This is a genomic window from Streptomyces sp. NPDC006925, from assembly GCF_042869575.1.
Lineage (GTDB): Bacteria > Actinomycetota > Actinomycetes > Streptomycetales > Streptomycetaceae > Streptomyces.
In genome coordinates this window covers 37,015-50,879 of record NZ_JBIAGB010000008.1, presented here as the reverse complement: position 1 = coordinate 50,879, position 13,865 = coordinate 37,015, and the positions used below count along the sequence as shown (strand labels likewise).

Sequence of the window (13,865 nt, the reverse complement as noted above, 5' to 3'; positions counted from 1 at the left end):
CGGTCTCCATCCGGTCGTCCGGCGGGGCTTCGGCCCCGGTGCGCCGATGCGGGCGCACAGAGGCGGACACCAGGGGGAAGGCGACGCTACGAAGGGCCGCACCGCGCGTCAAGACGCCGCCCCGCCGCTGGTGCGGTCCGGCGCGCCCCGAGGGCCGCACGGCCCGCCCGCACGGGGTGCGACGGGCCGTGCGGCGGGGTCACCGCAGCGCCGCCTCCATCATCCTCCGGGCGACGGGCGCCGCCAGCCCGTTGCCGCTGACCTCGGCGCGGGCCGCGTCCGAGTCCTCCACGAGCACGGCCACCGCGACCTTCCGGCCGGAGTCCGTCTCGCCGAAGGAGGTGAACCAGGCGTACGGCGTGCCGCTGTTGTCGACTCCGTGCTGGGCCGTGCCGGTCTTGCCGCCCACCGTGACGCCGTCGATCTTCGCGTTGCTGCCGGTGCCCTTCTCCACCACCGTGCCCATCGCCGACTTGAGTTGCCCGGCGGTGCGTTCGCTCATCACCCGGTGCGTGTCCGGGTCCTCGTAGGACCGGAGCGTGTGCCCGCTGCCGTCCTGCACCCGGGAGACCATGTGCGGGTCGACGAGTTCGCCGCCCCGCGCGACGGCCTGCGAGACCATCGCCATCTGGAGCGGGGTCGCGGTGACCTCGAACTGCCCGATCCCGGAGAGCCCGGTCTGCGCCGGGTCCATCCGGGCGGGGAAGTTGCTCCGCGCCGCGCGGACCGGCACGTCCCGCTTCGCGTCGTCGAAGCCGAATTTCTCGGCCTGTTCCCGCAGCTTCGCGGTGCCCAACTCGGTCGCCAGCGCGGCGAAGACGTTGTTGCAGGAGTAGCGCAGCGCCGTCCGCAAGGAGGCGTCCTCGCAGGGAGCCGCGGCGTTCTCGTTCCTCAGCACCGTGGAGGTGCCCTCCAGGGTGTAGGGGTCGGGGCTGTCGGTCCGCTCGTCCACCGACGAGTAGAGCCCGTTCTCCAGTGCCGCGGCGGCCACCACCAGCTTGAACGTCGAGCCCGGCGGCACGGCCTGGCGCAGCGCGCGGTTCAGGGTCGGCTGGTCGTCGGTCCGGTCGGTGCCGCTGCGGGCGGTCAGCTTCCGCCACGCCGCGGCGTCCTCCGCGGTGCTGCCGCTGACCGACGACGGGTCGAACGACGGGGTGCTGACGGCGCCCAGGATCTCGCCGCTGTCCGGGTCGATCGCCACCGCGCCGCCCTTCTTGCCGTCCAGCGCCCGGTACCCGGCCCGCTGCACGTCCGGGTCGATGGTGGTGAGCACGTTGCCCGGCTGGGCCCGCTCGCCGGTCAGCAGCTCCAGCGGGTCCTTGAGCCGGTCGTCGGTGCCGTCGAGCACGTCCCGGTAGATGCCCTCGAGCTGGGTCGTACCGCGCACCTGCGAGGCGAAACCGGTGACCGGCGCGTAGAGCGGTCCGTCGGTGTAGGTCCGCCGGTGGCGCAGGTCGCCGCCGTCCCCGGCGCGCTCGGAGCCGGTGACCGGCTCGCCGCCCACATAGATGTCGCCGAACGGATGCGCGTATCGCTCGATGGCGTTCCGCCGGTTGTCCTCGTTGTCCGCGAGGGCTTCGCCGTCCACCGTCTGCAGCCAGGTCAGCCGCATCAGCAGCGCCATCACCAGCAGCAGCGTGACGGTGCCCGCACGCCTGATCGTCCTGTTCATCCCGCACGAGAACGCACTCCGGGACGGTGCGGGTTCCGTCCGAGAGGGACTTCTCAGGACATTCTCATCTCTCCGGCCGGGGTGTCTCTCCGCCCGGAGTGACCACACCGTGCTCGTAGGCCAGGATGACCGCGTGGGTGCGGTCCCGCGCCCCCAGCTTGGCCAGCACCCCGGCCACATGCGTCTTCACCGTGGCGGTGCCTACCGCGAGCCGCACGGCGATCTCCGCGTTGGTCAGCCCCCGGGCCATCAGGCCGAGCACCGCGGTCTCGCGTGCGGTCAGCCGCGCGGTGAGCGCCGCCGTGCGGCGCCGGTCGGCATGGTGGGCCGCCAGCGCGCGGACGGCGGCGGGGAAGAGCAGCGAGTCGCCGCGCGCGACCAGCCGGATCCCGGCCACCAGGTCCTCGGCGGTCGTCCGCTTGAGCAGGAAGCCGTGCGCTCCGGCGCGGAGCGCGTCGTACACGTGGCTGTCGTTCTCGAAGGTGGTCAGGACCAGGATCCGCGGCGCTTCCCCGCCCAGGGTCCGCACCAGCTGCTCGGTGGCGCGGATCCCGTCGACCCGCGGCATCCGCACATCCATCAGCACCACGTCGGGGCGCAGCGCGCGCACCGCGGAGACGGCCTCGTCGCCGTCCCTCGCCTCGCCCACCGGCTCGATACCCGGCTCGACGGCCAGAATCGTCCACAGCGCCGTGCGCACCATGTGCTCGTCATCCGCGAGCAGGACCCGCAGCGGTGCCGATGTCCCCGACGTCATGGCGTGCCCTCCCGTTGCGTACCGTTCCCCGGGCCGCCCGCCCGCCGGCGCTCCGCGCCTGCCGCGGGGGCCAGGGGCAGGCGGACCGTCAGCCGCCACACGCCGCCCGCGTCCTCCGTCCGCGCGGTGCCGCCCAGCAGCGCGGCGCGCTCGGAGATCCCGGCCAGGCCCCGGCCGCCGGTACGGCGCGGTTCCCGCACCGTACGCGCCGCGTTCTCGACCGTCACCGCCAGCATCTCGCCCTCCGGGGCGCGCTGCCGCTCCAGCCGGACGGACACCGCGGCGCCCGGCGCGTGCCGCAGCGCGTTGCTCAGCCCCTCCTGCACCACCCGGAAGGACTCGGCGGACACCTGGGCGTCCAGCCCGGCCGACGGGCCGAGCGACTCGTCCACCCACAGGTCGATCCGGGTGCCGGTGGCGCGGGACCGGGCGATCAGGGACTCCAGGCCGGTGCCCAGCCCTGGCCCCGGCGCCGGGCCGCTCTCCCCGGCCCGCAGTACGCCGAGCACACCGTCGAGTTCCGCCACCGCGCTCCGGCCGGTCTCCTCGATCGCGGCCAGCGCGGTCCGGACGAACTGCGGGTCGCGCTCCAGCGCCCGGCGCGCCGCGGCCGCCTGGAGCGCGACCGCGCTCAGCGCATGTCCGACCGAGTCGTGCAGGTCGCGGGCCAGCCGGTTGCGGGCCGCCAGGTCGGCCGCGCGCCGTTCGGCGGCGGCCAGCCGGTCGGCGGGGGTCGGCCCCAGCAGCGGCGGCGCGCAGCGCGCCAGCAGTGCCCCGGCGCCGTGCACGGCTGCCGCCAGGGCGGCGAGCAGCGCGAGACCGGCGACCGGAGCCGTCCACAGCGCGCTGCCCGCGTGCGCCCACGGCCAGGCCCACCGCTCGCTGCGCAGGACCGGGAAGAGCGGGTGGGCGAGCAGCACCAGGGCCATCGGCGGGACGGCCAGCGAAGCGCCGCTCAGCAGGCCGCCGACGCCGACGTGCAGCGTGAACCAGCCCGCGCAACGGCGCCGCGCCGCCCAGGAGTCGGCGGGGCCGTGGGCGAGTGCGCCGTCCGGCAGCCCGCACAGGGTGCGCGCCGCCGCGGACTCCAGCGCCCGGACGACGGGGAGCAGCCCGGCCGCCGCCACCAGCGGCAGGCAGAGCCCGAAGGCCAGGAACTGCGGGCCGAGCGCGCCGTTCAGGAGGCGGGCCGAGCCGGGCCGCACGACTCCGATGCCCACGTTCACCAGCAGGAAGAACGGCATCAGCAGCGCGCCACCCTGCAGCAGATGTACCCAGCGCAGTGCCAGGACCCGCACCCGGCCCCCATGCGGTCCGGTCATGCCCGCTCACCCCCGCCGTCCCCACCGGCTTCAGCCCGGCACCGCTCAACTCGCCGCGGCGCCGGCTGTCGGCAGGTGCGCGCGGTGGTGTAGCTGCCGGGCTGCCAGTGCGGCCAGGAGCAGCCCGGCGAGTGTCTGGCAAGCATAGGTGAGCAGGTCCGTGCCGTTCGCCTGCTGTCCCAGTGTCCGGCCGCCGCCCGAGAGAGCGCCCAGCAGCAGCCAGCCGCCCCAGCAGGCCGGTACCGCGGAGCCGAGCCAGGCCGCGGCCAGGGTCGGCCACACCACGGCCCCGCCGGGGCGGTCCGCGCCGCCCGCCCGCAGCAGCCTCGCCACCGCCGCGAGTCCCGTCACCGTGCAGAGCAGGAACGTCGCTTCGGTGACGCGGTTGTCGGCGTGCTCGTCGGCCAGCCGCGCCGCGTGTGCCACCAGGTCGGGCAGCGCCACCGTCACCGCCGCCGCGAACCCGTAAGTGCTCCGCGCGCCGCCGGACCGCCGGCCGCGCGCGTGCCGGTGCAGCGGGGAGCGCAGCAGCGTTCCCCAGCGGTCGCGCACGTAGCAGGCGAAGAGCGCTCCCAGGGCGAGCGCCTGGACCACGAAGCCGGAGTAGACGACAGTCCACACCCAGCTCTCCAGCACCGTGTCGGCCCCACCGGTGTCACCGCCTCCTCCGGTGCCGCCGCCCAGCAGTCCGGACAGCGCCTTGACCGGGAAGGCCACCACGATCGGGCCCAGCAGTCCGCAGGCGATCCACAGGGGCAGGGTCAGCACGGGGACGGGGAGCCGCCGTCCCCAGGGCCTGGTGAGCGCGAGCACCAGCAGGACGACGGTGCCGTCCATGGCGACGGTCAGCGCGTTGAGGAGCCACATGGCGGTGCCGCTGTCGTACAGCGGGCTGCCTTCCGGGATGCCGGTGCGGCCGCCCGACAGCCAGTTCAGCTTCAGTGTCAGATAGGGCAGGCAGGCGGCCACCGCGACGGTGGCGAGAACGGGTCTGACGTGCGTCATGGCCGTCACGATTCCGGGTACGGCGGCGGCCGGGCATCCGTCCGGGCGGCGGACCGGCTCCCCCGCGCGGCGGACCCGGCTCGTCGCGGAGGGGGAGACCGGAGGGCCGGGGGAGCCTCCCGGCCGGGGCCCGTCAGAGGGTGCGGGTGGCGTGCACCAGCCGGTCGCGGGCGTCGAACAGCGCGTGCTTGACCGTCCGTTCGTGCTCGGGCGTCAGCCGGGCCACCGGCACCGAGCAGCTGATGGCGTCCCGGGCCGGGGTGCGGTAGGGGATGGCGACGCCGTAGCAGCGCAGCCCCAGCGTGTTCTCCTCGCGGTCCAGCGCGTACCCCTGTTCGCGCACCAGCCGCAGCTCCTCCAGCAGTTGTGCGCGGTTGGTGCGGGTGTGCTCGGTGAGCCGCTCCAGCGTCTCCGGGAGCATGGCGCGCACCTGTTCGTCCGAGTGCGTCGCCAGCAGCGCCTTGCCCAGCGCGGTCGAGTGCGCGGGCAGCCGGCGGCCGGCGCGGGCGACCGGGCGCAGATGGTGCGGGGACTGCCGGACGGCGAGGTGGACGACGTCGGTGCCGTCCAGCCGGGCCAGGTGGACGGTCTCGGTGGTGTCGGCCAGGAGGTGGTCGAGCGCGGGCTTGGCCGCGGCCACCGCCTCGTCGCCGTCGATGTACGACGTCCCCACCAGCAGCGCCCGCACCCCGATGCCGTACCGGGTACCGGCGGCGTCCGTCTCGACCCAGCCGAGGTCGGCCAGGGTGCGCAGCAGCATGTAGAGGCTCGACTTGGGGTAGCCGACCGCGGCCTGGACGGCGGCGAGGGTGTGCATCCCCGGCCGCTCCGCGAAGAACTCCAGCAGTTCCACCGTCCGTACGGCCGACTTGACCTGCGAGCTCCCCGCCTCGGTACCCGGCATCGACCTTGACCCCTCTGTTCGCGCAGCTCTACAGTCCGAAAGGAATTCATCCACAGGGATGTCGTTCAGCATACCGAACACGCTCTGCGGGGCCCGGACATCTGCCGGGCGCCTGCGGGGGAGCCGATCCGCCAGACCAGGAGGACCCCGGTGGCAGCAGCACCAGTGTGGAGCGTCGACCCCCGTACCGGAAAGCAGCGCGAACGGGTCGCCGACGAGGCCACGGCGGCCGACGTGGACGCGGCCGTGGAAGCCGCGCACCTGGCGCTCCCGGCGCTGGCCGACCGGGTCGCCCGGGCGGCCTTCCTGCGCGCCGCGGCGCAGCGCCTGGAGGCCGACGGTGAGCGGATCATCGCCGCCGCGGACGCCGAGAGCGCCCTGGGCCTGCCCCGGCTGACCGGTGAACTGGGCCGGACCACCGGACAGTTGCGGGCCTTCGCCGACGAGGTCGAGGACGGCGGACACCTCGATGTCATCATCGACCGCGCCGACCCCGCAGGCACCCCGCCCCGCCCGGATCTGCGCCGCTACAAGCTGCCGATCGGCGTCGTCGCGGTCTACGCCGCCTCCAACTTCCCGCTGGCCTTCTCCGTCCCCGGCGGCGACACCGCCAGCGCCCTCGCCGCCGGCTGCCCCGTCGTGGTCAAGGCGCACCCCGACCACCCCGCCACCTCCCAGCTGTGCGCGGCGGCACTGCGCGCCGCCGCCGCCGACACCCGGCTCCCCGAGGACGTCGTCTCCGTCGTGCACGGGTTCGAGGCAGGCGTCGAACTGGTGCGGCACCCCCGGGTGTCGGCCGCCGGGTTCACCGGCTCGGTCAAGGGCGGCCGTGCCCTCTTCGACGCGGCTGCCGCCCGGCCCCGCCCGATCCCCTTCCACGGTGAACTCGGCTCGCTCAACCCCGTCGTGGTCACCCCCGCCGCGGCCGCCGAGCGCGCCGAGCAGATCGGCGAGGGGCTCGGCGGCTCCATGACCCTGGGCACCGGTCAGTTCTGCGTCAAGCCCGGCCTGGTGCTGGTGCCCGACGGCGCCGACGGCGACCGGCTGCTGGCGGCGCTCTCCGGTGCGCTGCGCGCCACCGCGCCCGGCCATCTGCTCGACGACCGGATGCGGGACGCGTTCCTGGCGGGCACCGCCGGACGGGCCCGCCTCGCCTCCGTCGCGACCCCGGTCGCCGCCGGGACCGGCGAGGACGAGCGGACCGTGCGGCCCGGGCTGTTCGCCGTCGCCGCCGCCGACCTGGGCGCGGAGCACGAGCTGCTGTTCGAGGAGTGCTTCGGCCCGGTGACCGTCGCAGTCCGGTACGCCGGCGAGGCCGAGGCCGAGGCCGTGCTCGGGCGGATCGAGGGGAGCCTCACCGCCACCGTGCACCTCGCCGCCGACGAGGCCGCCGCCGACGAGGCCGCCGCCGACGAGGCCGCCGCCGACGAGGCCGCCGGCGGCGGTGCCGCCCGGCTGGTCGCGCGGCTCACCGCGCTGGCCGGGCGCGTGCTGGTGAACGGGTGGCCCACCGGGGTCGCCGTCGCCCCGGCGCAGCACCACGGGGGGCCGTACCCCGCCACCACCTCGACTTCGACCTCGGTGGGGGCCACCGCGCTGGAGCGCTGGCTGCGGCCGGTCGTCTTCCAGGACACGCCCGAGGCGCTGCTCCCGCCCGAGCTGCACGACGCCAATCCGCTGGGGCTGCCCCGCCGGATCGACGGCGTACGGGAGCAGCCGGCGGCGGACCGGGGCGCGCGCGGGCCCGCCGCCGGGTAACCGGTGGACCCCGCCGACCGGGCCCGGGAGACTGGACGGATGGACCAATGTGTGCTCGCCGCCGAGTTCCAGCCCGAGGCCACCTACTGCAACACCGCGTCCCAGGGCCTCCTCCCCACCCGTACCGCAGCCGCGCTCACGACGGCCACCGCCGACATGGCGGCCGGGCGGATCGACCATGCCGCCTACTACGCCGCGGCCGACGCGGCGCGGGCCGCCTTCGCGCGGATCGCCGGGACGACCCCGGACCGCGTCGCGGCCGGCAGCGCGGTCTCCACCCACACCGGACTGGTCGCCGCCTCGCTCCCCGCCGGTGCGGAAGTGCTGGCCCCGGAGGGCGACTTCAGCTCCGTCGTCAACCCTTTCACGGTGCGGGACGACGTGACGCTGCGCACCGTACCCCTGGCGGACCTGCCCGAGGCGGTGGACGCCTCCACCACGCTGGTGGCCCTCAGCGCGGTGCAGTCGGCGGACGGCCGGATCGCCGACCTGCCCGCCGTCCGGGCCGCCGCCCGCGCACACGGCGCGCGGGTGCTGCTGGACGCCACGCAGGCCGCGGGCTGGTTCCCCGTCGAGGCCGACGAGTACGACTACGTCGTGTGCAACGCCTACAAGTGGCTGCTGTGCCCGCGGGGCGCGTCGTTCCTGGTCGTCTCCGCGCAGGCGCAGGAGGACGGGGCGCTGCTGCCGCTGCACGCGGGCTGGGTGGCGGGAGCCTCGCCGTGGGACGACTGCTACGGCCCGATCGCCCGGCTGGCCCCGGACGCCCGGGCGTACACGGAGTCGATCGCCTTTCTGCCGTATCTCGGTGCGGTGCCCTCGCTCGCTCTCGTCGAGGAGTTGGGCGGCCCGGAGGCGATCGGCGCGCACGACCGGGCGCTCGCCGCCCGGTTCCGTGCGGGGGTCGCCGAACTGCCCGGCGGCTACGAACCGGTGCCGGGGGACTCGGCGATCGTTGCGGTACCCGGTCTCGGGCACGCCGTCGAGAAGCTGGCCGCGGCCAGGGTGGCGGTCGCGGCCCGGGACGGAAATCTGCGCGCCAGTTTCCATCTGCACAACACCGAGGGGGATGTGGAGCGGCTGCTCGACCTGCTGGCCGGCTGACCCGGGGCCGGTTGCCCGGGGGTCCCGGCCGTCCCGGCTGTTCGTACGGCCTGGCGTCGCAACGGGGCCGTACCCGCATGATGCGGGGGCGGGACCCGCAGGTCCCGCCCCCGCACCATCAGGGCACCGGCCGCGTCACTTCACCGGAGTGAAGTCCCGCGCCCCGATGAACTCGGGGCGGCGGACGGGTGCGGCGAACGGCTCCACTGCCTCGTTCTCGACGCTGTTGAAGACGATGAACACATTGCTTCGCGGGTACGGAGTGATGTTGTCACCGCTGCCGTGCATGCAGTTGCAGTCGAACCAGGTCGCCGAGCCCGGGCTGCCCGTGAACAGCTTGATGCTGTGCGCCTCGGCGAACTTGGTCAGGGACTCGTCGGAAGGTGTCCCCGCGTCCTGCATCTGCAGCGACTTCTTGTAGTTGTCCTTCGGCGTCTTGCCCGAGCAGCCGAGGAAGGTCTTGTGTGACCCCGGCATGATCATCAGACCGCCGTTGGTGTCGTAGTTCTCCGTCAGCGCGATCGAGACCGACACGGCCCGCATGTGCGGCATACCGTCTTCCGCGTGCCAGGTCTCGAAGTCGGAGTGCCAGTAGAATCCCGTGGCGCCGAAGCCCGGCTTGACGTTGATCCGGGACTGGTGGACGTAGACGTCCGAGCCCAGGATCTGCCGTGCCCTGCCCACGACTCGCGGGTCCCGCACCAGCCGGGCGAAGACCTCGCTGATCTTGTGCACCTCGAACACGGTCCGGATCTCGTTCGACTTCGGCTCCACGACGGAGCGTTCGTCGGCACGCATCTCCGGATCCGAGGTGAGCCGTTCCAGTTCCCCGCGCAGTTCGTCGACCTCGTCAGGCCCGACGAGCTGATCGACGGCGAGGAACCCGTCCCGCTCGAAGCCCGCCAGCTCCGCGGCCTCTATCGGCCCCGGAGTACCCGGTTCGGACCACACGACGGGGTCCATCCGCGGGATGGCCACCTCGGTGGTTCCACGGGTCGGGTACAGGTCGGCGGTGCGCTCGGGTGCGGTGGTCATGGATGTGCCTTCCTCTCCTCTCGTACGGCCCTGTTCACATGGCGAAACGGCCGGGACGGCCGAAGTGGACCGGCGAACGGTCCCCCAGCACGGTGGGGCTGAGCCTCAGCGTGTCAGTACGGCGGAGCAGATGCCCCGCCGTACTGCGGCGCGTCGCCGCTCTGCCCCGGAGTCAGCCCTCGTCGGGCTCGGTGAGCAGCGGGTAGACGCCGTTCTCGTCGTGGTCCTCACGACCGGTGACCGGCGGGTTGAAGACGCACACGCACCGGAAGTCGGTCTTCGGACGCATCGTGTGCTTCTCGTGCCCGTTCAGCAGGTACATCGTGCCGGGGCTGATCCAGTGCTTCTCGCCGGTCTCGTCGTTGGTCAGTTCCGCCTCGCCCTCGACGCAGAGCACGGCCTCGATGTGGTTGGCGTACCACATCGAGGTCTCGGTGCCCGCGTAGAGCACGGTCTCGTGCAGGGAGAAGCCCACCTTCTCCTTGGCGAGCACGATGCGCTTGCTCTCCCAGGTGCCTGACGCCGCCTTGACGTGTCGGTCGGTGTTCTCGATGTCTTTGAAGGAACGAATGATCACGGCGTGATGGTGCCTTTCTCTGTGTGCATGTCGGAAGAGCCTCCCTGTGTCCATTCCGGCGGAGCGCTCTTCCGGCGGTGTCCACTACGGAAGAGGCCCGTCCCGGCGAGTAGCCGGGACGGGCCGAACCATGCGGGTCAGGCGGTCTCGCGGACAGCCCGGGCCAGGATACGCAGCCCCTCGTCCAGTTCGTCAGGGCTGACGGTCAGCGACGGCAGGAGCTTGACGACCTCGCTCTGCGGCCCCGAGGTCTCGATGAGCAGCCCCAGGTCGAAGCAGCGTTTGGCCACCGCGTTGGCGCGGCTCTTGTTGTGGAACTCCAGGCCCCACACCAGGCCGCGGCCGCGGTAGTCGGCCACCTCCTCGGGGTGCTCCTCGGCGATGGCCTTCAGCTGCGCCTCGACCTGCTCGCCGCGGGAGAGCGTCTGCTTCTCCATCTGGCCGTCCGCCCAGTAGGTCTGCAGGGCGGCGGTCGCGGTCACGAAGGCCGGGTTGTTGCCGCGGAAGGTGCCGTTGTGCTCGCCCGGCTCCCAGATGTCCAGCTCCGGCTTGAACAGGGTGAGCGCCAGCGGCATGCCGTAGCCGCCGATGGACTTCGACAGGGTGATGATGTCCGGCTTGATGCCCGCCTCCTCGAAGGAGAAGAAGGCACCGGTGCGGCCGCAGCCCATCTGGATGTCGTCCAGGATCAGCAGCATGTCGTGCCGCTCGCACAGCTCGGACAGGGCCCGCAGCCACTCCGCGCGGGCGACGTTGATGCCGCCCTCGCCCTGCACCGATTCGACGATCACGGCGGCGGGCTTGTTCAGGCCGGAACCCTGGTCCTCCAGCAGCCGCTCGAACCAGACGAAGTCCTCGGTGGTGCCGTTGAGGTAGTCGTCGAACGGCATCGGGGTGCCGTGCACCAGCGGGATGCCGGCGCCCGCGCGCTTGAACGCGTTGCCGGTGACCGCGAGCGAGCCCAGCGACATGCCGTGGAAGGCGTTGGTGAAGGAGACGATCGACTCGCGGCCCTTGACCTTGCGGGCCAGCTTCAGCGCCGCTTCCACGGCGTTGGTGCCGGTCGGGCCGGGGAACATCACCTTGTGGTCCATGCCGCGCGGCTTGAGGATCAGCTCCTGGAAGGTCTCCAGGAACGCGCGCTTGGCGCTGGTGGACATGTCCAGCCCGTGCACCACGCCGTCGCGCTCGAGGTAGTCCAGCAGCGCCCGTTTGAGGACCGGGTTGTTGTGGCCGTAGTTGAGGGTGCCCGCTCCGGCGAAGAAGTCCAGGTAGGTGTGGCCGTCCTCGTCGTACATGTGCGCGCCCTGCGCGCGGTCGAAGACGGTCGGCCAGCCACGGCAGTAGCTGCGCACCTCCGACTCCACGGTTTCGAAGACGCTGAGGTCGGGCGGGGTGATGGTCACAGCTTGCTCCAGGGAGTGAGTCGTGTGCGAAGAAAGTCTGGTTATGGGCGGTCGGCGACGGTGCCTACCCGCCGGGGTGCGGCCGTATACGTCAGCGCTTCGATGCGCCGGGAAACACGACCGGACCGATCCGGTACAGCACTTCCGGCAGGTGGCCGTCCTCCGGGAAGAGGGCGGCGTCGAACAGCACGTCCTTGGCGACCGCGGCCGAGTGGCGCTGTGCGTAGGAGGTGAACAGCCGGTTGGAGGGGGTGTTGTCCGGGGTGACCGTGGTCTCGACGGTGTCGATGCCGAGCTCCTCGGCGACGCGGAGCGTCAGTCCGTCCAGCATCGCGGCGGCGAGTCCGCGGCCGCGGGCGGCCTCGTCGACGGCGACCTGCCAGACGAGGAGGGTGCGCGGCTGCTGGGGGCGCACGTAGCCGGTGATGAAACCGACCGGCTCACCCGCGCCGTCGCGGGCGACCACCGAGGTGGCGGCGAAGTCGCGGCACCACAGCAGGTAGCTGTACGAGGAGTTCAGATCGAGGGTCTTCGAGTCGCGGGCGATGCGCCAGATCGCGGCTCCGTCGTCCACACGGGGTGTGTCGAGCTTCAGTCCCTCCGGCATTTCGAGAAAGTCTCTGTGGGCACCTGCATGGTCTGCTTGTGCGGCGGTCATGTGAATTCAATTTACCCAGCAGAATCTGAAACTGCACGGGGGAGAGGGGTTACGCGGAGGGGGGTGTCTGTGTTATCGCGCACGGGCGTGCGGGCGCGCAGACCCGCCGGGTTCGGCCCGATTTTAAGCGGATGTGTCCGTGTATAGCAGTCGACCTGTGGAGTACGTCACAGTGCTATAACGTCATCGGCGCCGGCCCTGGATTAGCGAGTCGCAGGTAACAAAATCTTAGCGTTTGAGCTTGCGGAAAGCGGGCAGAAGAATAAGGACGGCTGCACCGGAAAAGTGACCCGGATTGCATCGTAAAGCTGGAGACCCCGACGTGTCTGCCTTTTCGCCGGATCCGTTGCTCGATTCTTCGCTTTCGGCTCCGCCGGTGTTCACGCACCCGTCTCCCGCCGGACCGCTTCCGCCGCGGGCGCTCTGGACGCCGCGGCGCCCGGCACTCGTACAGTGCGGGCATGAGCGAGCGCGCGAGTCTGCATATCAAGGGGCGGGTGCTGGTCGGGCCCGAGGACGTACGGGACGAGCTGTGGGTGGTGGACGGGCACGTCACCTACCGGCGGCCCGCTGCGTCCGACGGCACCGGGCCCGACGTGCTGACCGGCTGGGTGCTCCCGGGGCTGGTGGACGCGCACTGCCACGTCGGGTTGGACGCGCACGGCCCGGTGGACGACTCGACCAGCGAGAAGCAGGCGCTCACCGACCGGGAGGCGGGCGCGCTGCTGCTGCGCGACGCCGGATCGCCCTCCGACACCCGCTGGATCGACGACCGCGACGAGCTGCCCCGCATCATCCGTGCCGGCCGCCACATCGCCCGTACCCGCCGCTACATCCGCAACTACGCGCACGAGATCGAGCCGGGCGACCTGGCGGCGTACGTGCGCCGTGAGGCGCGGCGCGGTGACGGCTGGGTCAAGCTCGTCGGCGACTGGATCGACCGGGACGAGGGTGATCTGAGCCCCTGCTGGCCGCGCTGGGCCGTCGAGGAGGCCATCGAGGCCGCGCACCAGGAGGGCGCCCGGGTCACCGCGCACTGCTTCGCCGAGGACTCGCTGCGCGACCTGGTGGAGGCCGGGATCGACTGCATCGAGCACGCCACCGGGCTGACCGAGGAGACCATCCCGCTCTTCGCCGAGCGCGGCGTCGCCATCGTGCCCACCCTGGTCAACATCGCCACCTTCCCGGCCCTCGCCGCGGGCGGCGAGGCGAAGTTCCCCCGCTGGGCCGCCCATATGCGCTCCCTGCACGCCCGCCGCCACGACACCGTACGGGCCGCCTGGGAGGCGGGTCTCCCCGTCTTCACCGGCACCGACGCGGGCGGCTCGCTGGCACACGGGCTGGTCGGCCAGGAGGTCGCCGAACTGGTGACGGCGGGCATACCGGTGCTGGACGCGCTCGCCGCGAGCACCTGGGCCGCCCGGGACTGGCTGGGCCGCCCCGGCCTCACCGAGGGCGCGCCCGCCGACTTCGTCGTCTACGAGGCGGACCCGCGCGCCGACGTCCGCGTCCTGCAAGCCCCGAGTCACGTGGTGCTGCGGGGGCGTGTGATGCGCTGACCCGGGGCCGGTGCGGGCCGCCGGGGTGCGGGACGCGGGGCGCTTCGGGCGCAGGCCGTCGCGATGCAGGCGGTGCGCGCAGGGCGCGCACCGCGGAACCGGGCCGGT

Annotated in this window: 12 protein-coding genes; 3 read left to right on the top strand and 9 right to left on the bottom strand. The window is 73.0% G+C overall.

Translation table 11 applies throughout. The features are described 5' to 3' along the window. Window positions 1-199: 199 nt before the first annotated feature. The 5 genes from ACFYNS_RS13540 to ACFYNS_RS13520 form a co-directional block, all read right to left on the bottom strand. Window positions 200-1,672: a peptidoglycan D,D-transpeptidase FtsI family protein gene (locus tag ACFYNS_RS13540; protein WP_388602724.1), complete on the bottom strand. Its 1,473-nt coding sequence runs from the start codon at window positions 1,670-1,672 to the stop codon at window positions 200-202. 64 nt (window positions 1,673-1,736) lie between these two features. Further along, window positions 1,737-2,429: a response regulator transcription factor gene (locus tag ACFYNS_RS13535; protein WP_360302956.1), complete on the bottom strand. Its 693-nt coding sequence runs from the start codon at window positions 2,427-2,429 to the stop codon at window positions 1,737-1,739. After that, entirely contained in the window at window positions 2,426-3,751 is a 1,326-nt protein-coding gene (locus tag ACFYNS_RS13530; protein WP_388602721.1) for a sensor histidine kinase, read from the bottom strand. Before ACFYNS_RS13530 ends, ACFYNS_RS13535 begins: the two co-directional genes overlap by 4 nt. 45 nt (window positions 3,752-3,796) lie before the next feature. Next, complete coding sequence (locus ACFYNS_RS13525; protein WP_388602719.1) at window positions 3,797-4,756, bottom strand: hypothetical protein; 960 nt, start codon at window positions 4,754-4,756, stop codon at window positions 3,797-3,799. A gap of 133 nt (window positions 4,757-4,889) precedes the next feature. Next, on the bottom strand, window positions 4,890-5,660 hold the full coding sequence (locus ACFYNS_RS13520; protein WP_360301490.1) for an IclR family transcriptional regulator: 771 nt from the start codon (window positions 5,658-5,660) through the stop codon (window positions 4,890-4,892). Between the two features lie 150 nt (window positions 5,661-5,810). Between ACFYNS_RS13520 and ACFYNS_RS13515 the strand changes: the two genes are divergently transcribed. Both ACFYNS_RS13515 and ACFYNS_RS13510 read left to right on the top strand, forming a co-directional pair. Continuing rightward, entirely contained in the window at window positions 5,811-7,418 is a 1,608-nt protein-coding gene (locus tag ACFYNS_RS13515; protein ID WP_388602718.1) for an aldehyde dehydrogenase (NADP(+)), read from the top strand. Between the two features lie 39 nt (window positions 7,419-7,457). Then, window positions 7,458-8,522 (top strand): aminotransferase class V-fold PLP-dependent enzyme, encoded by a 1,065-nt coding sequence (locus tag ACFYNS_RS13510; protein WP_360301484.1) that lies wholly within the window; start codon window positions 7,458-7,460, stop codon window positions 8,520-8,522. A 135-nt stretch (window positions 8,523-8,657) separates the two neighbouring features. Here ACFYNS_RS13510 and thpD read toward each other — a convergent pair whose 3' ends face one another. From thpD to ectA, 4 genes are all read right to left on the bottom strand, one after another. Next, entirely contained in the window at window positions 8,658-9,557 is a 900-nt protein-coding gene (thpD, locus tag ACFYNS_RS13505) for an ectoine hydroxylase (RefSeq protein WP_360301481.1), read from the bottom strand. 172 nt (window positions 9,558-9,729) lie between these two features. After that, window positions 9,730-10,134, bottom strand: coding sequence for an ectoine synthase (locus ACFYNS_RS13500; protein WP_019358304.1), 405 nt, complete (start codon window positions 10,132-10,134; stop codon window positions 9,730-9,732). Between the two features lie 137 nt (window positions 10,135-10,271). Beyond that, complete coding sequence (gene ectB / locus ACFYNS_RS13495) at window positions 10,272-11,540, bottom strand: diaminobutyrate--2-oxoglutarate transaminase (protein WP_360301477.1); 1,269 nt, start codon at window positions 11,538-11,540, stop codon at window positions 10,272-10,274. Window positions 11,541-11,631: 91 nt separating this feature from the next. Continuing rightward, window positions 11,632-12,147 carry a diaminobutyrate acetyltransferase gene (gene ectA, locus ACFYNS_RS13490; protein ID WP_027759477.1) on the bottom strand — a complete coding sequence of 172 codons (516 nt, stop codon included), beginning with the start codon at window positions 12,145-12,147 and terminating at the stop codon, window positions 11,632-11,634. Between the two features lie 512 nt (window positions 12,148-12,659). On the opposite strand from ectA, the gene ACFYNS_RS13485 reads away from it, so the two are divergent. Next, a complete protein-coding gene (locus tag ACFYNS_RS13485) occupies window positions 12,660-13,757 on the top strand; it encodes an amidohydrolase family protein (protein ID WP_360301473.1) in 1,098 nt (365 codons plus the stop codon). The last annotated feature ends 108 nt before the right edge of the window (window positions 13,758-13,865 follow it).